At 50.6% G+C, this 21,220-nt stretch carries 21 protein-coding genes; 7 read left to right on the top strand and 14 right to left on the bottom strand.

The genetic code is table 11. The annotated features are described in order from the left end of the window. The first annotated feature begins 29 nt into the window (after positions 1 to 29). On the top strand, positions 30 to 551 hold the full coding sequence (gene thpR, locus ELR70_RS24375; RefSeq protein ID WP_054016155.1) for an RNA 2',3'-cyclic phosphodiesterase: 522 nt from the start codon (positions 30 to 32) through the stop codon (positions 549 to 551). Here thpR and ELR70_RS24370 read toward each other — a convergent pair. The 5 genes from ELR70_RS24370 to ELR70_RS24350 are packed head-to-tail and all read right to left on the bottom strand — an operon-like array spanning position 518 to position 4,317. Then, a complete protein-coding gene (locus ELR70_RS24370) occupies positions 518 to 1,207 on the bottom strand; it encodes a helix-turn-helix domain-containing protein (RefSeq protein WP_128064755.1) in 690 nt (229 codons plus the stop codon). The two genes, thpR and ELR70_RS24370, sit on opposite strands and share 34 nt — an antisense overlap. Before the next feature lie 53 nt (positions 1,208 to 1,260). Then, the gene (locus tag ELR70_RS24365) at positions 1,261 to 1,584 is read right to left on the bottom strand and encodes a hypothetical protein (RefSeq protein WP_128064754.1); all 324 of its coding nucleotides are present in this window, start codon (positions 1,582 to 1,584) and stop codon (positions 1,261 to 1,263) included. Next, a complete protein-coding gene (locus tag ELR70_RS24360; protein WP_128064753.1) occupies positions 1,575 to 2,228 on the bottom strand; it encodes a hypothetical protein in 654 nt (217 codons plus the stop codon). Before ELR70_RS24360 ends, ELR70_RS24365 begins: the two co-directional genes overlap by 10 nt. Before the next feature lie 4 nt (positions 2,229 to 2,232). Further along, positions 2,233 to 3,021 carry a hypothetical protein gene (locus ELR70_RS24355; protein ID WP_054016152.1) on the bottom strand — a complete coding sequence of 263 codons (789 nt, stop codon included), beginning with the start codon at positions 3,019 to 3,021 and terminating at the stop codon, positions 2,233 to 2,235. A 24-nt stretch (positions 3,022 to 3,045) separates the two neighbouring features. Then, entirely contained in the window at positions 3,046 to 4,317 is a 1,272-nt protein-coding gene (locus ELR70_RS24350) for a LysM peptidoglycan-binding domain-containing protein (RefSeq protein WP_054016233.1), read from the bottom strand. 172 nt (positions 4,318 to 4,489) lie between these two features. On the opposite strand from ELR70_RS24350, the gene ELR70_RS24345 reads away from it, so the two are divergent. Next, positions 4,490 to 4,795, top strand: a complete 306-nt coding sequence (locus ELR70_RS24345; protein ID WP_054016151.1) for a DUF6482 family protein — start codon at positions 4,490 to 4,492, stop codon at positions 4,793 to 4,795. A gap of 38 nt (positions 4,796 to 4,833) precedes the next feature. Here the strand turns inward: ELR70_RS24345 and ELR70_RS24340 are convergent, their stop codons facing one another. The 4 genes from ELR70_RS24340 to ELR70_RS24325 form a co-directional block, all read right to left on the bottom strand. Beyond that, positions 4,834 to 5,307, bottom strand: coding sequence for a YbaK/EbsC family protein (locus ELR70_RS24340; RefSeq protein ID WP_054016150.1), 474 nt, complete (start codon positions 5,305 to 5,307; stop codon positions 4,834 to 4,836). 74 nt (positions 5,308 to 5,381) lie between these two features. After that, positions 5,382 to 6,284 (bottom strand): retropepsin-like aspartic protease, encoded by a 903-nt coding sequence (locus tag ELR70_RS24335; RefSeq protein WP_054016149.1) that lies wholly within the window; start codon positions 6,282 to 6,284, stop codon positions 5,382 to 5,384. Between the two features lie 83 nt (positions 6,285 to 6,367). Further along, positions 6,368 to 8,335, bottom strand: a complete 1,968-nt coding sequence (locus ELR70_RS24330) for a hypothetical protein (protein ID WP_054016148.1) — start codon at positions 8,333 to 8,335, stop codon at positions 6,368 to 6,370. 147 nt (positions 8,336 to 8,482) lie between these two features. Further along, complete coding sequence (locus ELR70_RS24325) at positions 8,483 to 9,235, bottom strand: LytTR family DNA-binding domain-containing protein (RefSeq protein WP_054016147.1); 753 nt, start codon at positions 9,233 to 9,235, stop codon at positions 8,483 to 8,485. Between the two features lie 443 nt (positions 9,236 to 9,678). Between ELR70_RS24325 and ELR70_RS24320 the strand changes: the two genes are divergently transcribed. Together ELR70_RS24320 and glmS are read left to right on the top strand one after the other, a co-directional pair. Then, the gene (locus ELR70_RS24320) at positions 9,679 to 10,449 is read left to right on the top strand and encodes a DeoR family transcriptional regulator (RefSeq protein ID WP_054016146.1); all 771 of its coding nucleotides are present in this window, start codon (positions 9,679 to 9,681) and stop codon (positions 10,447 to 10,449) included. 31 nt (positions 10,450 to 10,480) lie between these two features. After that, positions 10,481 to 12,301, top strand: coding sequence for a glutamine--fructose-6-phosphate transaminase (isomerizing) (glmS, locus tag ELR70_RS24315; RefSeq protein ID WP_054016145.1), 1,821 nt, complete (start codon positions 10,481 to 10,483; stop codon positions 12,299 to 12,301). A 124-nt stretch (positions 12,302 to 12,425) separates the two neighbouring features. Here the strand turns inward: glmS and ELR70_RS24310 are convergent, their stop codons facing one another. Continuing rightward, entirely contained in the window at positions 12,426 to 12,968 is a 543-nt protein-coding gene (locus ELR70_RS24310; RefSeq protein WP_054016144.1) for a nuclear transport factor 2 family protein, read from the bottom strand. A 362-nt stretch (positions 12,969 to 13,330) separates the two neighbouring features. On the opposite strand from ELR70_RS24310, the gene ELR70_RS24305 reads away from it, so the two are divergent. Then, a complete protein-coding gene (locus ELR70_RS24305; protein WP_054016143.1) occupies positions 13,331 to 13,936 on the top strand; it encodes a hypothetical protein in 606 nt (201 codons plus the stop codon). A 99-nt stretch (positions 13,937 to 14,035) separates the two neighbouring features. After that, on the top strand, positions 14,036 to 14,893 hold the full coding sequence (locus ELR70_RS24300) for an NAD(P)H-binding protein (protein WP_054016142.1): 858 nt from the start codon (positions 14,036 to 14,038) through the stop codon (positions 14,891 to 14,893). A 65-nt stretch (positions 14,894 to 14,958) separates the two neighbouring features. Here the strand turns inward: ELR70_RS24300 and ELR70_RS24295 are convergent, their stop codons facing one another. The 3 genes from ELR70_RS24295 to ELR70_RS24285 all read right to left on the bottom strand — a co-directional run bounded on the left by ELR70_RS24295 (position 14,959) and on the right by ELR70_RS24285 (position 18,595). Continuing rightward, complete coding sequence (locus tag ELR70_RS24295) at positions 14,959 to 16,353, bottom strand: MFS transporter (protein WP_082353236.1); 1,395 nt, start codon at positions 16,351 to 16,353, stop codon at positions 14,959 to 14,961. Positions 16,354 to 16,497: 144 nt separating this feature from the next. Continuing rightward, a complete protein-coding gene (locus tag ELR70_RS24290; RefSeq protein ID WP_054016141.1) occupies positions 16,498 to 17,505 on the bottom strand; it encodes an MBL fold metallo-hydrolase in 1,008 nt (335 codons plus the stop codon). Between the two features lie 310 nt (positions 17,506 to 17,815). Then, entirely contained in the window at positions 17,816 to 18,595 is a 780-nt protein-coding gene (locus tag ELR70_RS24285; RefSeq protein WP_054016140.1) for a hypothetical protein, read from the bottom strand. Positions 18,596 to 18,747: 152 nt separating this feature from the next. On the opposite strand from ELR70_RS24285, the gene ELR70_RS24280 reads away from it, so the two are divergent. Further along, entirely contained in the window at positions 18,748 to 19,116 is a 369-nt protein-coding gene (locus tag ELR70_RS24280; protein WP_054016139.1) for a helix-turn-helix domain-containing protein, read from the top strand. 42 nt (positions 19,117 to 19,158) lie between these two features. Here the strand turns inward: ELR70_RS24280 and ELR70_RS25795 are convergent, their stop codons facing one another. Continuing rightward, positions 19,159 to 21,159: a S8 family serine peptidase gene (locus tag ELR70_RS25795; RefSeq protein WP_054016138.1), complete on the bottom strand. Its 2,001-nt coding sequence runs from the start codon at positions 21,157 to 21,159 to the stop codon at positions 19,159 to 19,161. Positions 21,160 to 21,220: the final 61 nt, after the last annotated feature.

Genomic DNA, 21,220 nt, shown 5'->3' with positions numbered 1-21,220 from the left:
ACTCAGCATATCTGCAGCAGGAGTGAGTTATGGCAAAGCGCTTATTTTTTGGCATAGGGTTGGATGCACACAGCCAGGCCCATATTGATGCCTGGTTACGCACTGAGGTCCGTGCCCGCAAAGCACCGACCAATATGGAGAACTGGCACCTGACACTGGCTTTTCTTGGTCAGGTAGAAGCGTCACAGGAGGCGGACATAGTGGCGTTTGCCCGCCAGCTTCAGGTACCTGCCTTTACGCTGAACTTTGCACATACCGGTTACTGGTCGGGTAACGGGATTTTCTTTTTACGCCCGGAGCCTGAACCTGCACAGTTAAGTGCGCTTGCTGAGCCGTTACGTGATATGGGTGCCAAACTGGGGTTGCATTGTAACCACTTGCCTTTTGCACCGCATATTACCTTACTGAGAGGACACAAGGGCGAGCCTGAGGTGTGCTCATCGATTACGCCGTTTACCCTTTCGGTCACTCGGTTTCACCTTTATCATTCTTATCGATGCGACACGCGTGGGCTCGTTTATGAGCCCGTGCAATCTTTTGAGCTGCTCTGAACAGCGCTCAGGTGTTGTCTGCGGTAGTCGCCTGGTGTCAGGGCATAAGCTTGTTTAAAGGCGCGGTTGAATGGGCCGATGGAATTAAATCCGGCATCGTAAGCAATGCTCAGAATGGCCGTGCGGGCATGGGCCAGGTCGCGCAATTGCTCGGCGGCATACGCCAGTCGATACTGATTGATAAAATGAGAGAAGTTTTTGCAGCCAAGCTGCTGGTTGATCAGGGTGCGCAGCTGGTGAGTGGGTATATCAAGACGCTCGGCCAGCAGACCAATGGTGAGTTCGGGCTCACGATAAATGCCCTGTGCCAGCAGGGTTTGCAAAGCCTCATAAGTGGTTAGCCAGTGGGCAGGCACCGGCAGTGTTTGTTGGCTGGCCTGACTGGGGTTGCCGTTGTCTCTTACGGCAGGTCGGGACAATCCGGTGAGCAGTAACAACAGACAAAAAACAAATACCGTATTAGCCAGCAGATAAATGGGATCCCGCCGAATAAGACTGGCACTGAGCTCAAACCCGACCAGCACCAGGCAGTGCAGCAGGGCAAACGTGGCTAGGATCAGCCGCAGGCGACGTCGGCTATGCACCAGATCATCATTAAAATTCGCCAGACAGTAATACAAGGTGGCACACATTGCTAAGGCTGAAAATACATGCATGAGTGTATGCCAGTGTGTATTACTTCCGTAGATCACAAACACGCAGCTACTGATTACAACAGCACACCCCAGTAGCCAGCGGCCCAATGAAGCGTCAGCCAGTGTGGTACACGCTGTTTGATCAGATACCAGGCGCAGGCACACAACACCAGCGGCAACAGCTCCGTACCTGCGAGAAACAGATTACGTAAAGGGTTAAAGCGCCACTCAGGCAAAGGCTGGGTGAGCAGCAGGAAAAACGCCAGGCTGGTGGCCAGAGAAACGCTCAGCAGGCGCTCTAAACGACTCAGGCGGGGCCAGTTAAACAGCACCAGGGCAATGAGTAATCCCAGAGCACTAAAGCGAAACAACAGATCCACCAGGGTGACTAGCGCCACAGTTTGCTCCATAGTCGCCTCAGCAATCTTGCTATCAGATTGTCACTTTTTGACGCTTGCATAAACAGTGCATAGGTGGCCTGATTGCGGGCTTTACTGACGTGTTTACGAGCACATTCATTTGCCGCCCGCTGCCAGTCTTCTTGTTTCAGGGCTGTCTGGAGTTTTGGCCAGCGACTACTCAGATTGGTGATGCCCAGGTTATAAGCCAGATCCAGCAATGCAAGCCGAACACTGGAAGGCAGCTTGTTATACGGCCGGGTATAACCATTTTTGGGGCAGATCAGGCGCGTTAGCTCCTGCTCAAAATTGCTGATCTGTTGCTGCAGCAAACGCATACTTTCGCTGTGTGGCAGATGCAAGGAGCAGTGCTCGTCATACCAGCGGGCAGTTTTACCTGCAGGCAGGCGTGTCAGGGTATTGTACTCCTGTTGTTTCTGCGCTCTGCTGGCCGGTTTATTAGTGCGCTTGTCTCGTAGGCTCAGGCGGGTAAACGCCTCTTTACTGCTGACATGAAAGCCCACCCCTATGGTTGGATTACCTCGGGTATCGAGATAAAGATGGTCGATCACCCCTTCAAAGTGGCATATATGCCTGGCTGCCGGCGAGGGCGAAACAGGGCGAGATAAAATACGTTTTAGCACACAGTTAATGCTCCGGATCAGGTGGGTCGTTGTGTTGCGTGAGTGTTTGCCTGCCCGAGGTGCAGTCAGACACCGGCGACACGTGCGAGTCCACCGTAGAAATGTAACATTGCTTCAGTAGCGAACAGTAACAAGTATAGACCTCTACCTGCTCAGCCATACTGTCTATCTTATCCCACAGGCGGTTGTTGAAATTGCTTTTTTGCATCGTAAATAGTGGCAAAGAGGCACCATCGGCAAGCAGTGAGTGCTCGGCGCGACTGGTAATGTACCAGCCAAATTTAGCCAGCACGTTGACCTCATTGTCGTCCTGCTGTGCATTATCAAGGGCTTCGCGATAGGCGCTGATATTACAGCAGGCATCGAACAGTGCGATGATCGAGTCGTAAACCTGGTCCCGGTAGTGGTATTCCACCCACTCAATCAGAGCGGGGCCGGTACCTGAGTTGAGAATGCCAATGGTGATCCTGGGGCGTTCAGATTCCAAATCAAAGTTACTGTAATTGAATTGCAGCCAGGGCCAGGTTTCGGCCTCAAGCTGGCGCTCTGCCGCCGCAACTTGTTCCTGAGCGGCTTTGGCCTGCATGTATGTGGCATAGAAAGAAGCCGCTGAGATCAGCATCGCGCACAAAGCCAGCACCGTATTCATTTTGGATCGTGATAGCTTCAGCTGCATTGGTCGAAACAGCCGTTTTTTGTTATGAGGGGCAGGCTCGGGCCTGTCAACTTCATGCCCGGGCGGGTGCTCCTGACAGTCATCGCTGCCGGGTAAAATGGTTTCCTGTTGCGTCATACGGCAAGTCCTGTTGGTATTGTTTTATGGGGCCGTGAGATGAATGGCGAGGGTTTCACCCAGCCTGAGTTGATTGTTGTCACGCTGGTTCCAGCGTTTCAGATCTTTGACCGAAACACCAAACTGCCGGGCGATACGCCACAAGCTGTCACCACGTTTTACCACGTAGTCGAGCTTTTCTGAGCGTGACGGCAACAACAACGTCTGACCAATTCGGATCAGGTTACTGTTTAGCTGATTGAACTGGCGCAGCTCGCTGACGGTGATGCCATGTTGCTGGGCGATCCGGCTCAGGCTGTCACCACGGCGCACCACCACTTGCTGCCAGCGTGTATCTGGTAGTGCCTGAAACTGAGCTGCTGCCAGCTGCCATTCCTGCTCTCTGTCCCGGGGAACCAGTAGGTGACCCGGACCGCTGAGTAACACCGGAAAACGGCGAAAGCCCGGGTTCAGAACCGCCAGTTCGGCCCAGTCATGCTCATTGGGCAGGATCACGGCTTTGTCCATCGCCAGCTGGATAAACGCAGGCTGGTTATCTATGGCCGGAAAGTGCATACGCTGTTGCTTTAGTAACGCTGCGGCAGCCAGCAGTTTGGGCACATAATGTCGGGTTTGCTTTGGCAGCTTTAGTGAGAAAAAGTCCGTTGCTTTACCCGCTTTGCGATTATTCGCAATGGCCGTGGCAACACGGCCTTCGCCGGTATTATAAGCCGCAATGGCGTGATACCAGTCACCGTCGAAGCGTTGATGCAAATAAGTTAAAAAATCGAGCGCAGCTCCGGTGGATTGGATCAAGTCCTGGCGTCCGTCAAACCAGGGGTTGATAGTGACACCATAGTGTTTGGCTATTAAAGGCGTCAGTTGCCACAAGCCCGATGCGTGTTTTTCGGAGTAAGCTTGCGCGTTGAAGTCACTTTCAATCAGTGGCATCAGTGCCAGCTCTATGGGCAGACCACGACGTTCCACTTCGCTCACCAGATAGTACAAGTAAGGCTCGGCCCTGTTGCTGATGGTGTGCATATAATTTGGATGTTGCAGGTACCAGTTCACACGTTTCAGCACTCTGGGGTGTGTTGAGCTGGCAAAACTCAGCTGCATGCGAATACGTTGCCAGACATCATCACTGGTGTGCGGGGTGGGCAACGCCGGCAGCGGCCGGTCTGAGGCAGAGGTGTACCTGGGTTGGTTAGTCTGGCTGGTCACACCTTCATCTGCTGATGTACTGTCTGTGGGAGTGCTATTACACCCTGCGAGCAATAACAGCATTATCAGTAAAGGTAACGTTCTGGCTGGCATCTTGTTTTCGGCGTTATTATTATTTGTTTTGATTGTATATAAGTTGGGGAATTTTGCCACTCTTGTCGGGCTGGGTTGATCGTTTGAGCTGAACTGTACGTAAATTGAGCTAAACTTGCAATGTTAAGCAGGCCATTGCGCTGTGCTAACTGAGTACCGTCTGGGGGCTTTTATGTTACGTTCCGAACTGAAAAATGAGCTGGATCAGAATCACATGGATGCAGTTATCCTGAGCTATGCGGATTCCAATCATTATCTGGCCGGTGGACTGGATCCATTGGGTAATTATCATTTACTGACCGACCGCCAGGGAAAAACCCTGACTTATAATTCATTGCGCGAAGCCGAGCTGGAATTGGCTGAGCTGGGTGCCACGCAAGCGACTTTTGATATGGAAACAGCCTACGATGAGATGATAGGCAATGTCAGCGACGGACACTGCCGATTTGTGATGCCGTTGAATAAAGCATCTCTTTAAGTGGGTGCCTTGCCGCAAGGGCAAGGCATATTGTGCAGCTAATGAAACGTTTCGTGACTGAAGCGCAAATGTTTGGCATCTTCCATTAGCTGACGAAAATCCTCCTGGGCCAGTTGTAGCAAATGTCGATGATCGCCCGACTCGATATAGACATAGGGTTGGTTGAGGAGTAAGTCGTCAAAGACTGTATCCAGATGGTAGGCGTTGGCGATGGGCGGCACAGCCCCCGGACTGCAATCTGAAAACAAACGGTACACCTGACGCTCTTTCATCAAATGAAAGCGCCGTTTAAGTGCGTCGTTCAGGCTGCTCAGGCTGATTTTATAGTTTGCGGGCAACACCGCCATCAGACGTTTGCTCTCGTGGTCTTCCAGCATCACCGCCTTTGCCAGTTGTGGTAACGGGATCTGGCTAAGATAAGCTGACGCGAATGAGGACTGACTTTCGACGTGCTCGATAACGCGGTACGGAATGAGGTGTGTGTCTAAGTAGGCACTGATACGATGAGTCATGGGACCTCCTCGTGTTTACTTACTGTGATCGTTAAGTATAGACGAGCAGGTCCGGATAGGCAGGAAATATCGGCTTATAACTTCTCGGGGACGCTGAGGTGCATATGGCCGCGAGCATAGTCTAGTGTGACCAGAAAGTGTTTTAGCACATCAAACCCAACGACTCCTTTGACTTTCTTTCCTTTTATTGCACTGGATGCGTGGGAGTATTGTTGAAATTGAGAGAGTTTATGCCCTTTTTCAGGGTAAGTGAGTCGTACATTCGACAACACAAATGGGCCGAATGTGAGCTCTTCTAACTGAGTGGTGCGCATCTCACTCAATGCATTGACGCCTTGTGATGTAACTTGTGTGTCATTTGGGCTTATCAAATCCAGTCCTTTAGCCAGGCGGCGGCCAATTAACACACCACCATTGCTGCCTGTGTCGAGTAACAGCCAGACTTTTTTGCCTGCCATTTCAACCTGAACGATGGGCAATCCAGAAGCTTTGTGTCTCTGGGTTTTAATGTTTTCATGTTTTGCCACATCGATCACATCACGGGTTACCATGCGCATACGGCTATTTGGATAGTCAATTTGAATAACAAATTGACTAAAAAACCCCGAACCAATTAGCAGGCTGTTGCGTGGATCGCCCAAGTTTATTCCTGCCAATTGGCTTAGTTTGGTTTCAATGCCAAACAGATTTACGTCGACTTTAGCATAGAGCTTTTTTCGCTCGGTATTATGCATACCTTTAATATGGATATTGCCATTGTGGGCGAGGGGGAGTTTATGGTGGTCTATGAAGTTCTGATTAATGGCGTTACCCTGAGCGCCGGTATCCAGGATCGCCATGCTGTCTAATCCGGCCACAGTCGCCGGAACTTTGATATGGCCATTTTCCAGTTCAAATGGGATCCACGGGGTGACGCCGGCTTGGGCAAAGCCAGATACAATCACAGTAATAAAAAAATAGATCAGTCTTATCATCATGAGGCGCCTTCCTTGTATTTAGCGACAATGAAAAGGGCATTATCGCTGAATTTTTCCACACCTGGAAGTATTAAGGGTCCACATTAAAGGTGGCCGCTGAGTGTCAGGCTCAGCTGAGGTTGTATCATTTCATTTAGTATTTCTCTGCGCTTAGGGGAGTGGCTCCGGTCAGGTTCGTACAATACTCTGGTATATTGATATTTTGCCTTATTAAGAGTGTTCATCTCGGCTCTGAGCGATAATCCGCTGCCAATCTGAGTCTGCACAAAGACACTGAGTTCAGTGTTGGCCCGCTCGGTCAATATTTCATTATGATAGTACTCCCTAAAGCGGGTAGGCAGAAACGCTTCGACACCCCAGGATAAGCGGGCCTGATCACGTCGAAACCCTATCGTTAACTCATGTGGTGTTATGCCTGTGATGGGACGGGGGCCACTCAGCGGATCTGCATAACGGGCATCTCGCCAGGCATAACTCAGTTCAACACGGCTGTCACTGAGCACATAGTGGGTGCTAATGCTCCACTCGGTATCTAGGCCAAAATAGCGGGCCCGTCCTGCGTTGACAATGGCACCATTACCATTACTTTGTACCTGGTACTCGTGAATGTCCTGTTGCCATTGATAAAGCGGACTCAGGGTAAACTCAAACCACTCGGCCCGGGCATATTGCCAGGTGAGCATCAGCTCAGTGTACTGCATGGGTTTTAGTTGTTTACTGCCATTTTGTGTGCGTGCAAAGCCGCTGCTCTGGGAGCTTTGAAACAGCCCAAAATCGAGCTGTTCAGCCTGATGTTGCGCACTGAATGTCAGTTGTGAGTCTGCACTGAGATCGTAACCCAGCTTGAGTTGCGGCTTTAACAGGCGATGTTGCTGTGATTGCGTGCTGTTTTGGCCGGATTTCAAGGTAGCCTGCTCCAGTGCAAGTTTACCCGACAGCTGCCACTTTGGCGTAACCTGCCAGCTGGCCGCCACAAAAGGCTCAAACCGTGTTTCAGTGACCTTACTGGTTTCAGTTTCGCCTTCACTTTTGGTGTCGGCAGTGACTGAGTTGTAGCTTCCTTCTATACCTAAACTCGGTTGCAGGTAATGTGACGGATCACTATACGCCAGCCTGAGCACCTGTTCGCGAGCATGTTCGCGTTGCTCAAAGGTGGCTTTGGGCGGCGTTTGTCCCAACCACTCTTGTATAGACAAGTCTGATTGCTCACGTCTGGCAAGGCCTGTCAGTTGCATTTGCCAGTCTGTGTGGGTCTGTCTTTGCCAGTCAAAGCCCAGTTCATATTCATCCACCTGCTCGATGTCTTTGGTGCCATTGACAGGTGCAGGCAAAGCAGGCGTCCAGCGATAACGTGTCAGCCAGTCGGTTTGCTGTGCTGAAGCATTGAGTTGCAGGCTGCCACTGCGCAGCTGGGTTCTGCTGATCAGCGCCAGCTGTACGCCTTGCTCACGCTCAGCAAAATGTTCTCGTTCGGTATCGGTGGCCTGATCTGATTGTACATCGGTATATTGCAGCAGTTCGCCTGATGAGTAGGCTAAATTGTTCACCCATTTTACGCTGGCACTGTGGTGCCAGTCAGCATGGCGAGTTTGCATACTCACCATCGCTTCGCTGAGTTCATGATCGCTGTGCTGAGAGTGTAGTTCAGCACGCCAGTCTAAGGTTGTGTCCTGATCCTTGATAAGGATGTTCACGACCTGAGTATATTCACTGAGCTGGCTAAACGGATGCTGGCCGGTGTATAACTCCAGCCCAGCTATCTGGCTCATCGGTAGTTGGCGCAACAGGGTTTCAATAGAGTCGGACTTGGATAACGGGACCACGCCATCGATCAGCACATTGCTGCTGGCACCACTGAGGCCGCGTTCGTTACTGCCTTCGGTGAGCACAAAGGTGGGCAGCTGATTAAGCAGATCCAGTGCATGCAGGGCGCCGAACTGGGCAAGGGCCGCTTCGTTAAACACACTATCGGCCTGATCCTGCGCATAAGCCGGCGCGACGACCGCGCAGATCAACGACGAAGCCAGTAAAGCAGGTTTGAATCGGTTCATACAACACTCCTTGAAAATTTGCCCTATGATACGAATTTCAAATCAATATAAACAAAAGCTTAGGGGTAAGATGTGGCTGACTGGGACGAATGAACCTGGGCTGTTTATTGATCCCGATAAAGGTGGGACGAACAGACTGGTGCTAATTTAGACACTTTGCGCCAGCTGGGTTTTCACTTCCTGTTTATAGCCCTTGCTCAAGGCAATCTGAGCGCCGCTTTTCAGCTGAATAATGGCACTACCGGAAGGTTTATTCTGGATCCTGTCTATGGCATACAAGTTAACTACATGAGAACGATGAGTGCGGATAAACTGAGACGGTAGTTGAGCCATCAGCTCTTTTAAGGTGCCGCGCTTAAGGTATTGCCGGGTACTGGTATGGATCTCCATATAATTGCTGGCGGCAGTAACATGAGTAATGTCATCAAAGGGCACTGGGGCTTTGTCTTTTCCCTGATCAGCCCAAAGCACCGGATGATCCTGATCTGGCTTGGCAATGACGCGTAACTGGGTATGCCATAAAATGGTGATCACAAACAGCACCAGCAGGTGTGCCGGCGCAAAATAATACAAGGTATAAGCAATAGGGTCGTCCAGTGCTACCAGGTCGAACAGCGCCTGTAACAGCATGGTACAGCAATAGGTACCACTCATGAGCGTGAGGTAATGGGTCACTTTCACCTTAGGCGCGGGTTCAAGCCGAGAAAGGGCACGGAAAATCACAGGGGATAGCAAATACCACAAGCCCCATTCCTGCACCGCCCACCAAAGTGGATTATTCAGGCGCTCTTCTTCTGGGACCGACCAGTCATGCAATAGATCTATAAGGGTCAGGAAGGCGATCACCAGCGTCCACCCGCACAACGACAGCAGCCATTCTTGTCTGATCCGAGCTGACACCACACTTCCCCATATTTGATACACTGGCGTATTTTAGCATTTTGCTAACGGTTGTGAAGCCAAACAGCTTCGCTATCACTCAAGCGTCATAAACATACGCCCCGATATCCCGCTTCCACCTTTTTCCTTCGCAATTTCGCCTCTCTCCTTCGCTGCCCAGCTTCTCCTTCCGTCATCCCGGCCCCCGAGCCGGGAACCATAAAAGCGCCATCAGGTGCCAAAAAACAGCTACGAAACTGAAGGCGAGTAGATCCCGTCACCCGACCTTTTTGCTGTCATCCAGCCCGTTTCCTCCACTATCTCCGTCTTTAATAACCCAACTAAAAAAGGGCACTTCCACAATAAAAAAGCCATGCTCAAAATTTAACTTGTTTCGAACCGTAAGTTTCGACTATAATTTCGCAACGTTCGAAACGAAACTTATAACTAAATATAAAACTACGATGACAAAACGCAATACACAGCAACGCAGACATACAATTCTTGCCATGGTAAACGAGCAAGGCGAAGTGAGTGTGGAAGCCTTAGCCAGTGAATTTGCCACATCAGAAGTTACGATTCGAAAGGATTTAACCGCATTGGAAAAAAGCGGCCTGTTATTACGCCGCTATGGTGGCGCTGTGGCACTGCCGCAAGAAATTGTTGCCAAAGGCGACGACGTACGCGATACGCTACGCAAAGTGGCCATTGCCAAAGCCGCCGCCGCGCTGATAAAAGATCACCATCGCATTATCATCGACAGCGGCCGTACTACCGCTGCCATGATCCCAGAGCTGGCGCAAAAGCGCGGACTGGTGGTGATGACCAATGCCATTAATATTGCCAACCGCTTGTTGGCACTGGAAAACGAGCCGACCTTATTGATGACCGGTGGCACCTGGGACCCGCATTCGGAGTCGTTTCAGGGGCAGGTTGCCGAGCAGGTTTTACGCTCTTACGATTTTGATACCTTGTTCATCGGTGCCGACGGCATTGATGTGGCAAGGGGCACCACCACGTTTAATGAGCTGGTGGGGTTAAGCCAGGTCATGGCCGAAGCGGCTCGTGACGTGGTTGTACTGGTCGAATCTGAAAAGATCGGCCGCAGAATACCGAATTTAGAATTGCCCTGGGATCAGGTCACGACCTTGATCACCGACAACAACCTGGCCGCAGACTTGCGCCAGGCGATCGAGGCCCGTGGCGTGCAGCTGATCTGTGCAGAGGTAGAGTGACAACACACAACGTGCAAATAATGGAGAGTTTATGTGTGGTATAGTTGGTGCGGTAGCAGAACGTCCTGTTAACCGTATTTTGATCGAAGGTTTAAAACGTCTTGAATACCGTGGATACGATTCAGCGGGTGTCGCTTTAAGCGAGGCTGGTACCCTGAATACGGTCAAGGCAGTAGGTAAAGTGGCCAACCTGGAAGCGGCCGTAGCCGAATCTGGTGTCAGCGGACACACAGGTATTGCGCACACTCGCTGGGCTACACATGGTGGTGTAACCGAAGTGAATGCTCACCCACATATTTCAAATAACGAAATCGCGCTGGTTCACAACGGCATCATTGAAAATCACGAATCGCTACGTGCAGTGCTAAAAGACGATGGCTATACCTTTTTGTCTGACACAGACACCGAAGTCATGGTGCACCTGATCCACCAACTACGTCAGCAGCATGACTCTCTGCTGGACTCGGTTAAAGCCGCAGTTAAACAGCTCGAAGGCGCCTACGGCACGGTGGTATTCGACAAAGCCAACGACAACGAAATCATCGTAGCACGTTCAGGCAGCCCGCTGGTTATCGGCTTAGGTCTGGGCGAAAACTTCATCGCGTCTGATCAGCTGGCGCTGCTTGCGGTAACACGTAACTTTATCTTCTTAGAAGAAGGCGATGTAGCACGCATCACCCGCGATACGGTTGAAATTTACGACATCAACGGCGAGCCGGTTGAGCGTGAAGTGGTTGAATCCAACATTTCTCAGGATGTCTCGGGCAAAGGCGAATACCGCCACTACATGCTTAAAGAAATCTACGAGCAGCCAATGGCCGTGCGTAACACACTGGAAGGGCGTTTAGACGGTGACAAAGTGTCGGTAGATGCATTTGGCGATCAGGCTAACCAGATCTTCAAAGACGTTAAACACGTGCAGATCATTGCCTGTGGTACCTCTTACCACTCAGGCATGGTGGCGCGTTACTGGCTTGAGCAATACGCTGGCGTAAGCTGTAATGTCGAGATCGCCTCTGAATTCCGTTATCGTGAGTCGTTCGTACACGAAAACAGCTTACTTGTAACCATTTCTCAGTCTGGTGAAACCGCCGATACACTGGCGGCACTGCGTCTGGCTAAAGAGCAGGGTTACATGGCCTCTATGACCATTTGTAACGTGCCGGGCTCATCTCTGGTACGCGAATCTGACCTGGCCTTTATGACCAAAGCCGGTGCCGAAATTGGGGTTGCCTCAACGAAAGCGTTTACTACGCAATTAGTCGGCTTATTGATGCTGACTGCGTCAATTGCACAGGAAAAAGGCCGCGACCAGAGCACAATTGTTAACGCCATCAAGACCCTGCCAAACAAACTGGAAGAGTCACTGAACATGGCCGAAGGCATCGAAGCGCTGGCAGAAGAATTCGCCGACAAGCACCACTCATTGTTCCTGGGCCGTGGTTCACAGTACCCAATTGCAATGGAAGGCGCACTGAAGCTTAAAGAAATCTCGTACATTCACGCCGAAGCCTACGCCGCAGGCGAGCTAAAGCACGGCCCACTGGCCCTGATCGACGCCGACATGCCAATCATCGTCGTAGCGCCAAACAACGAGCTGCTTGAAAAGCTGAAGTCAAATGTTGAAGAAGTCCGCGCCCGCGGCGGCATCATCTATGTCTTCGCAGACAAAGACTCCAACTTCGCATCAGACGACACCATGCGCGTAATGAACGTGAATCACGTAGAAGATATCATCGCACCCGTTGTCTATACAATCCCGCTACAGCTACTGTCGTACTACGTTGCCGTAATCAAAGGCACCGACGTCGACCAGCCACGTAACCTGGCCAAGTCAGTGACGGTAGAGTAAGTTGGGTTAGGTTGATTGAACTGAAAAAGGCGCGAAAGCGCCTTTTTTTTGTGGGTGGTTCTGAGCGATGTAAAATTTATATCGCAGTCTCATAAAAGCTCACTCACCCCATCAAAACTCTTCATCAAAACACGCCATTATCATTTTGAATATCGCCACCGCTGAAAAGTGAGTAAATGCGCATTGACAGGTCCAGGGCCTGGATTGAGTCCCAGTGTTCAACAATGCGGCCGTCTTCGATGCGCCAGGTGTCGATGATGTTCATGCCTTTTTGGTCATTGCCGCGGTGATCTTTATCCAGTGTGGCATGAGAGTGAAAAATCACGAAGTCGCCGTCGGCGTAGATGTGTTTTACGTCATAGCTGTAGTCCGGGTAATCCTCTACAAACGCTTGTAAAAAGCCGACCAGACCGGGGATTTTATCCGGCAGGTTGCGGTTGTGCTGCACATAGGCGCTGTCGTTGTAGTGTTTTAGCACATAGTCAAAGTTGTGGTTGTTCATCAGGTTTTGTACAAAGTCGGTGACCAGACGGGCATTGCTTAATTCCTGCTCGCTCCAGCTTGGTTTTTTTAACTCATCAAAGTGGATTTTAGGGGCGTCTTTGCCTGCGGCAAATGTCACGGTACTGACCAGTAAAAGTAATGCTGCACTTAGGGTTTTCAACATGGGGTGCTCCTTAGTTGTAAATTTAGTCTTAAGTCTCATCTGGTAACCATGGTAATTATTAGTAACCACCTTTGCAAGAAGGCACAAATTACTTACCAGGGGACTTTTTGGTAACCCATGTCGCACATAGGCTGTGACAATCAGGGTGTTAAAGCGTGCGTTATGGCGCATCGTATTGCGCCCTGACATGCACCGCTGAATAGGCCTCAGAGATAAAAGAGGATGAAGAAAGTGGTGTAACGTTATGAAAATAATTGAAATAAAAAGTTCGAACGGGCCCATTCAAACGACTTATCGTCCATTTTTTTGCACTGTATGACCTCACCTGTTTACGGTTAATAACATTCAATGCGAGGAAGACAATGCAAAACGTTCAGCACACACCTACATCCTGGGATGCCCGATTTTTTCTGATTGCCGGTGGTTTTATGTTAATCAACACCCTGTGTTTATGGGCACGCCACTTTTCCGGATACCAGCTTTCTATTTTGTGGCCCGCAATTCCGGCGATTATCGGACTCGCATCCAGTGTCCTGGGGTTGTATAAACTGCACCCTCGAATTGCGTCGCGAGCACCGAAACTGGCAAAGTGGGGCGCGGGGTTTGCACTGGCGGCTTTGCTGGCACTGAGTATTGGGGCCTGCTGGGTCATTGCCAGCGTAGTGCTGGGTGATGCCACCAGAGGTGTTGGTATGCAGGCGCTGATAGGCGTATTTATGATTGCGATGGTCGGTGCCTTTATTTGCAATGCGATTGCCTGCCTGCGGGGCCCTGCCTCGCATGCTCTGGGCCTGGCTTTGTCGATCCCCGTTGTATGCTGGAGCCTGATGTTACTGGCGGGCATGCTGTATGGGGCAGAAGTGGGCTTCTCGCTGGACTTTTATACCAATGGGTTACTGGCGCTGGCGTTTGTGTGGGCCAGCCGGGTAATTCGCTCTGATACGATGGCTGGATCTCAGGTAGCGTGAAGAGGCGCCGTGGGCGCTTTTACTCATACGAAGTGTAGAAATTTGGGTACATATTGCGCTACTGTGGGTGTATGTTTTTAAATCTGAAAGGAGAAACAGATGAGCATACACAAATCGGTATTTGTGACTGGCGGAACAGGTAATATAGGCAGTGCCATAGTGCGAGAACTGATCACACATGGTTATCAGGTCAAGGTGTTATGCAGAAATGCAACAAGCGCTGATAAAGCCGTGCAACTGGGCGCAACGGCAGTGACGGGGTCACTGACCGAGCCGCAATCCTGGCTCAGCGAGCTTGCGAGCTGTGATGCGTTTATCCATACCGCCTGTACCTTTGATGACAAGATGGGCGAGGTGGATGCGACGTTGATACAGGCTGTGGCTAACCATGCCTTAACACGCACTACGCCACTTATACTTGTATATACCGCTGGATGCTGGGCCTATGGCAGTCATGATGCGGTGATCACTGAAACCACGCCAAAGCACTCAGTGGCCGATTTTCAGTGGATGCTGGATAACATCGCCTGGTTATCGGACAAAGAAAACATCGACTTACGAGTTGTCAGCCCGGTCAATGTGGTGTGCGAGGAAGAGCACTATTTGCCACCCATCCTGAGCTGGGAAATTGAGCGCTGTGGCCACCCCGTGTTGCCAGCAGAAGAAACGCAAACCTGGCCACTGGTTGAGCGCACTAACCTGGCCGAGCTGTATCGTCTGGTACTTGAGCGTGGCAAGCAAGGTGAGGAGTACATAGGATCGGCAGAGCCAAGCGCTCCGCTGGCAAGTTTATTACAGAGACTGTCTGAGCAACCAATTGTGTGCGGACAAGCGGCGCAGTGGGCGCAAATATATGGCACCTGGACAGAAGGCTATGCACTGCAGCAGGTGTTCTCAAGCGACAAAGCCATCCGCGAGTTGGGCTGGCAACCCAGACCCTTTTTAAACCTCGGTTAAGAGACGCTATCAGTCCCTGCTAGTTCAGTGAGGCATAAAAATGGCCTCACATCGTTAATTGTCTTTTATCGGGCGGCGTGTGGGTGCGCTTCTTTTTGGCCATCATCACCTTCGGTTGGGCAATCTGGCGGTGTTTCTTCGAAGGGTACCTCATCCGCCTCATGGTCCAGGGGATCATAATCCCGGGGTTGGGTGTCGCCAACCTCATCTTCATCCACAACCAGCATTTGTTCGTGGGCTGTGGTTTCTTCGATCCGCGGATCCATGGTCGCGGCCAGCGGCGAGTTAGTCACATCGGACGTGCCCACCACGTAGTCGCTGGGCTCAGGCTGTTCGGCCTTTTGTCGTGAGTTGATGTAAGTGAGCAGGGTAAACATCAACACAGTGAGCAGCGTAATCGAGGCATACAGCGCCTGATGACCAAAGGAGGCCATTAGCTGGGCATTGACCGCAGAGCCAATCGCTGCACCGCCCCCAAAGGCAACCAGCAGGGCAGAAGAGACGCCAACCCTGTCTTCGTCATCAACGCGCGAGTTTGCCAGCGCAGATGACAATGGATATAAGGTAAATGCAAACAGACCAAAGATAAAACTCAATACATAGGCAGTTTGCTGCGAGGCAGGCAACAAAAATAACAACAGACTTACTAAACCAATGATCACAGCATTGCTGCGCAGCAGAATACTGCGGCGAATTTTGTCGGAGATCACCCCCATTGGCCACTGTGCCAGGAGCCCGGCAAAAATGGTGATCGACATAAACAGGGCTATCTCTTCTGCGTTAAAGCCCGATGAGTGCGCGAAGGTCGGCGCAAGACCATAAAAGCTGCCATTGATGATCCCGGCAAACAATACGGCTGTCAGTGACTGAGGGATTTTCTTAATATATCCGAACAAACTGACCTGAATGGGTTTGAGCGGTTTAGGGTGGATCCGGCGGGTGGTCGAAATGGGGATGATCCCCACCGACAGTGCCATGCACACCAAAAACAAAGGCGCATAGCCCAGCTCCGGAAAGTGCGACAGTGCGTATTGTCCTGCCACCATGCCCAGATAAGAGGTGATCATATAAAATGAGAACACCCGGCCACGGGATTCAGGAGCAGCCTGTTCATTCAGCCAGCTTTCCAGCACCATGTAGTTACACATCATCCCGAGCCCGACAAATAAGCGCAGTGCCAGCCACAGATAAATATTATCGCTCACCCCGTGGGCAGCTACACAAGCAGTGACCGCAGCGGTACTGGCGGCAAAGGTCCGGATATGTCCCACAGACTTGATCAGGTGATAACCCAGTTTAGAGCCCAGTAACAGGCCCAGGTAATAGCATGAGGTCAGCAAACCTATCCAGAAGGTGGAGACCCCTTGTTTGCCGAGATACAAAGCCAGATAGGTGGTCAGTAAACCGGTGCCACCAATCAAAAACAGATTGGTAAAATAGAGCGACGGGAATGATTTCATTAGATTATTATTTATGCGTCAATACAGTCACATAGTAGATGAAGAATCACGCTTTGACTAGCAAACTTTGGGGGCTGGCAGTGGGAGTGTGTGCGCTTTATTTCAAGGTGTGCGGGGGCACGAGCCCCCGACACACCGGTTGTATTACAGCGCCCGGGCAAACATCGCCCAAAACATCACGCGCACGTGCGATTTAACCACAATATCAAACTCTTCTTCTCTGCCTTTACGGTATTTTTCAGCCATTTTGGCGTGAGCAAAGTCAATGATCTCATTGGTGTAGCCAGCGTACCAGCTAAATGGCGATTCGCCCTTAAAGTGCTCGGCAAACTGGGCTTTGGCCAGCCCTTCATGAATAAAGGTTTGCACATCCCGAATATAGTCCTGAACAAACTGTACATCGGCTTTGTAGCCCAGGTTACTGTGGCCGGTGACCATCACGTCCCAGTCCAGTGCCATCAGTGTATCTATGTCGTTTTTATAGGCAATGGCGTCTTCAACGTTTGAAAAGCTGCGAAACTCCAGCTGATCCGGATGGACCAGATCGATGGCGTGAATGATGGTGCGTCCCTGATCTTGAATCAATAACGCGGTGTTGTCCTGAGTATGGCCATTAAAGTTGCTAAATGTTTTAAATGTGTGCCCCTCGAAGTCAAATGTATCACCAATGACCTGAGTGATCGGCGCGGGCGCCGTGACGTTGTGCGAGTGCAGTGCATCGCGCACCTCTGCGGTGGCGTAAATCTCAATGGGAGTATCGGCCAGTGCTTTTTGGATAAGCCGTGAGTCGCCCACGTGATCAGCATGGGCATGAGAATAGACAATGCCATGCAGCGGTTTGTTGGTGAAAGACTTGATGGCTGCCAGCAGTTGTTTGCCTGTGCCATGCGGGGCGTCGATCAGCAATACACTGCGCTGACCAACCACTGCGGTGACGTTGTAGTTGGCAACCGATATCCAGTAGACGTTCTGACTCAGGCGTTGCACTTCATAAGGTTTCACAAAACGCTCGCGGTGGCTGCCTGCTACTTTCTGATGGTGTGCTGCTATCTCAGTGGCAGAGGCGGGTTTGTAAATAAAGTCACCAGCCAGAGCGGTGGTGGTTGAAAGCATAGCCAGTGCGCCGAAGAAAGCATATTTTGATGTGGTCATGAGTGTTTCCTGATCCAGTCGTGTTACGTTTCTCAGGGCCAGTCAGCATAATATGTGCCTTTAAAACTAATAAAAGTATCAAAATGGCCCTTAGTATATTTTTGAAACTATAGAGTTCAGATATACTCAGTTCAAGTAAGCACCAATTTGTAAGCTAGTATGGCCAAGGTAACCAATGTCAAAAAACAACGCGTTACGTACAGAAGAAAATGAAATTAATTTAGGTGGCTGTCCGATGAAGTTTATCAAACACTCTTTTTTAGTAACTGTATAACGCCTTCTGCACCAGGTCTGCTCAGGTATACAGATCTTATGAGCAGAGTGAGTCAATGCCAATGAACTTTCTATATCCGGAAAATGCGGGAACAGATAACTCAATCAGGTAAGCATCCTGAAACTGAGGAAGTATTTTGTAAGGGTGCACGTCCCAGTTTTCAGGGATCCTCCGCAGTACATCATATAAATTTATCTCGGGGAGTTGTGTTTCTGCGCAGGGCTCGCTGAGCCCTTCAATGAAATATTCTTTTGACAGTGCCAGCTCAATTTCTGTCGGTGAGCCGAAAGAAACAACGGTGTTCTCAAGTGTTTGACCTGGAGAAAGATATTCGTCACTGTTGTTGAGCTCAAAAGCATATAACCTGTCCAGTTTTCCTCTTATCGACTTTAGCCAAAAGTAAAACTGATTCTGGTTGGTCATTGCATAGTAGTGTGTCTCGCCAAACTGTGAACTAAGTGCATTTGCCAGCGCGCCCAGAAGGTTCATATTATTTTTTACAGCCTGTTTTTCGCAGTGCGCAACGTAGTAAGGCAAATTATCCGGGCGGGCGGACTCGTGAAAGCTTGGTAACCCAAAACCACCCAGATAAATATGTTGGTCTAGTTTGGCGAGTATAAGGCGATGTGCGTTGTACACCGCAAATGTATCAAATTTAGCATCCGTTTTGTGTACGTCCTCTACTTCAACGTTTTCGCACATAAACTGGAGAATGCCTTTAAGATCCGAGCTGTTGATGGTCATCCAAACGAAATTACCAAACAAGGCCGCGTTCGCTTTGTCTGTCTTGCTTCTATCCCAGATATCATTACTCATGCTGTATTGACCTTCTCTAGTCTGCTTGGGTGTACTCAGCAACAGGATTAATAGTATAAATAATACCCATAGTATCTTTAGTAAACTATAATGTTCGGATATAGTCAGCATAATAAGCACTAATCAAGAGTATAGCAGGGCCGGTGTAACCAATGGCGGAAAACAACGCGTTACGTACAGAAGAAAATGACATTAATTTAGGTGGCTGTCCGATGACGTCGGTCATGAATGTGATCGGCGGCAAGTGGAAGGTGATCATTCTGTTTCACCTGCGCGATAATACACTGCGTTTTGGTGAGCTGAAAAAGCGCATTCCAAAGATCACACAAAAGATGCTGACCCAGCAGTTGCGAGAGCTTGAAGCCGACGGATTGGTCTCTCGTGAGGTGTATGCCGAGGTGCCGCCCAGGGTGGAATACACCAGTACAGGGTTGTCAGATGAGCTTAGGCCAATTCTGGATATGCTGTGCGAATGGGGCCAGCGGCAACAAGATTTGGCTCATAAAAAAGGCGATACCTAAGTACCGCCTGACTGCTTGCTCTCAATTGTAAATCATGGGGGTTTAGTTACAGGCACCTAAGTCTGTCCAGACTTTCCAGGCATTACCCACGTTGGAGTTTTGTGCCGGGTTTTTGCCACGGTGCCACCAGTTGCTGTGATATTTGCGACCATTGTAGGCAACTTCATTACCTGAACGGTAAATCTTGCTGGCAGACCAGGTTTCCAGACCGGTACAGCCAGTATTGTTATTGCCATCTGTGACAGAGACTGACTGAGTGACTGTGTGCGTAGCACCTGCATCGTCTGTTACCGTCAGTGACACCTGATAGCTACCCGCATTGGCAAAAGCATGGGTCACGTTTACACCTGTGGTTGCGACGCCGTCAATATTCCAGTCATAAGCAACAACCTGTCCATCCGGATCGCGGCTGGCACTGGCGTTAAACCCACAGGCAAGGTCGGTGCAGCTGGCGGTAAAGCTGGCAACCGGAAGCTGGTTGTCCTGCGCGCCGCTACAGCCATTGGCCGCAATATAATCAGACGCAGCCTTAGCCTGCACTAAGCCATGACCGTATTCATGGTCGCGACCTGCCGAGCCTAAGTCGATGGCGGTGGCATTCAGGGCATTACGGATATCGACATTGCTACAGCTGGGGTGTTGGCTCCAAACCAGAGCAGCAACACCGGCTACATGCGGGCTGGCCATAGACGTACCCGACTTTTCATCGTAGTCCAGAATAGCTTCAAGCTGCACTTCGACCGTGCTGCCCACAGATGACAGAAGGGCTGTGCCGTCTTCCTGCGACAGAGAAATCACCGGAATGGTCACGCCATGTACCCCGTCACCCAGTGTACCACCAAAGGAACCCGGGGCATTGTTATAGACTATGGCTGCCACACCACCACCGGCCTGACAGTTTGCCGCCTTGTCTTTAAAGGATGCACCGCCACGTTCAATTAAACACACACTTTGCGTGGCCGCACAGGTGCTCAGGCCCTGGCCACAATCGACGAGTTCGGCACTGACCTTACCTTCTACCGAGTTGGTCATGCCACCGCCTTTCACAAACACGCCGTTGGCGGTCACGCCAGCTGCAACCCCTGTTCCCCGGGGTACTGTCGACAGGATGTTTGTACCTGGCGCAGCAATTTCAACCTGCGCGTTATACTGCGAAGAGCTGTTCTTAACGCGGTTTTCGTCAATATTGGCCACCGATACCACAGTGTCATAGCTGGCAGGGTAGCTGAGGGTCGCGTCGCCGCCGTTACCGGCAGCCGCGATCAGCAAGACGCCTTTATCATAGGCCGCTTGCAGACGATCTCTGAAGTATTGGCTGGGGTTGCCGCCACCCAAACTCATGTTGATAACTTTAGCGCCATTTTCAACACAGTTATCAACGGCGCGGGCAATACGCGAGGTTAAACCTTGTTTGCCGTCATTGTCGAATACGCGCACGTTATGTACGCCAATTTTATCATTGGGCAGCACACCCACTACACCCTGGCCGTTTTTCAGCGCAACGATGGTTCCTGCAACGTGGGTACCATGACCGGAGCCATCCTGATACCAGGTCAGACCGCCCGGCAGATCGGTAAAGCCGGTGGCGTTTTGTGGCAAGTCCGGGTGGCCCAGATCATAGCCTGAATCAATGACACAAACCTTAAACAGATCAGCGTTGGTGTCTTGCAGGAGCGGTGCCTGAACTTCAGCAAGGCCATACGGTGAGACTTCCGCGCTGTTAGTCGATGAGAAAGGCACGTACTCATAATCTTCTTCAATGTAGGCATACTGGCCAGATGCTTTCAGTTTCGCAACCTGCTCAGCAGTCAGTTCCATGGTGACTACTGTGCCATTATCGTCGTTTGACAGTACTTCTGCGGCAGGCTCAGCGGCAAAGTCTTGTGCAATAGCTGCGCGGGAAAAACGGCTTGTTTGCGGTGCAAAAATGGCTAAATCACTTTGTTTTAGAATGTACTGCTTGGTTTCCTGTGCGTTGACGGCGGTTGACGACAGGGCCGATAAGGCAAGGGCTAACGAGGTGAGTCTGAATGTCTTGTTCATCTTGCTTCCTACTGATTTATGATTGTTGCTACTTGTTATGTTTGCTGCATCCGATGCAATG

It is taken from the genome of Pseudoalteromonas sp. R3, assembly GCF_004014715.1.
Classification (GTDB): domain Bacteria; phylum Pseudomonadota; class Gammaproteobacteria; order Enterobacterales; family Alteromonadaceae; genus Pseudoalteromonas.
The sequence above is the reverse complement of the archived record's forward strand: the minus strand, read 5'-3'. Positions and strand labels throughout refer to the sequence as shown.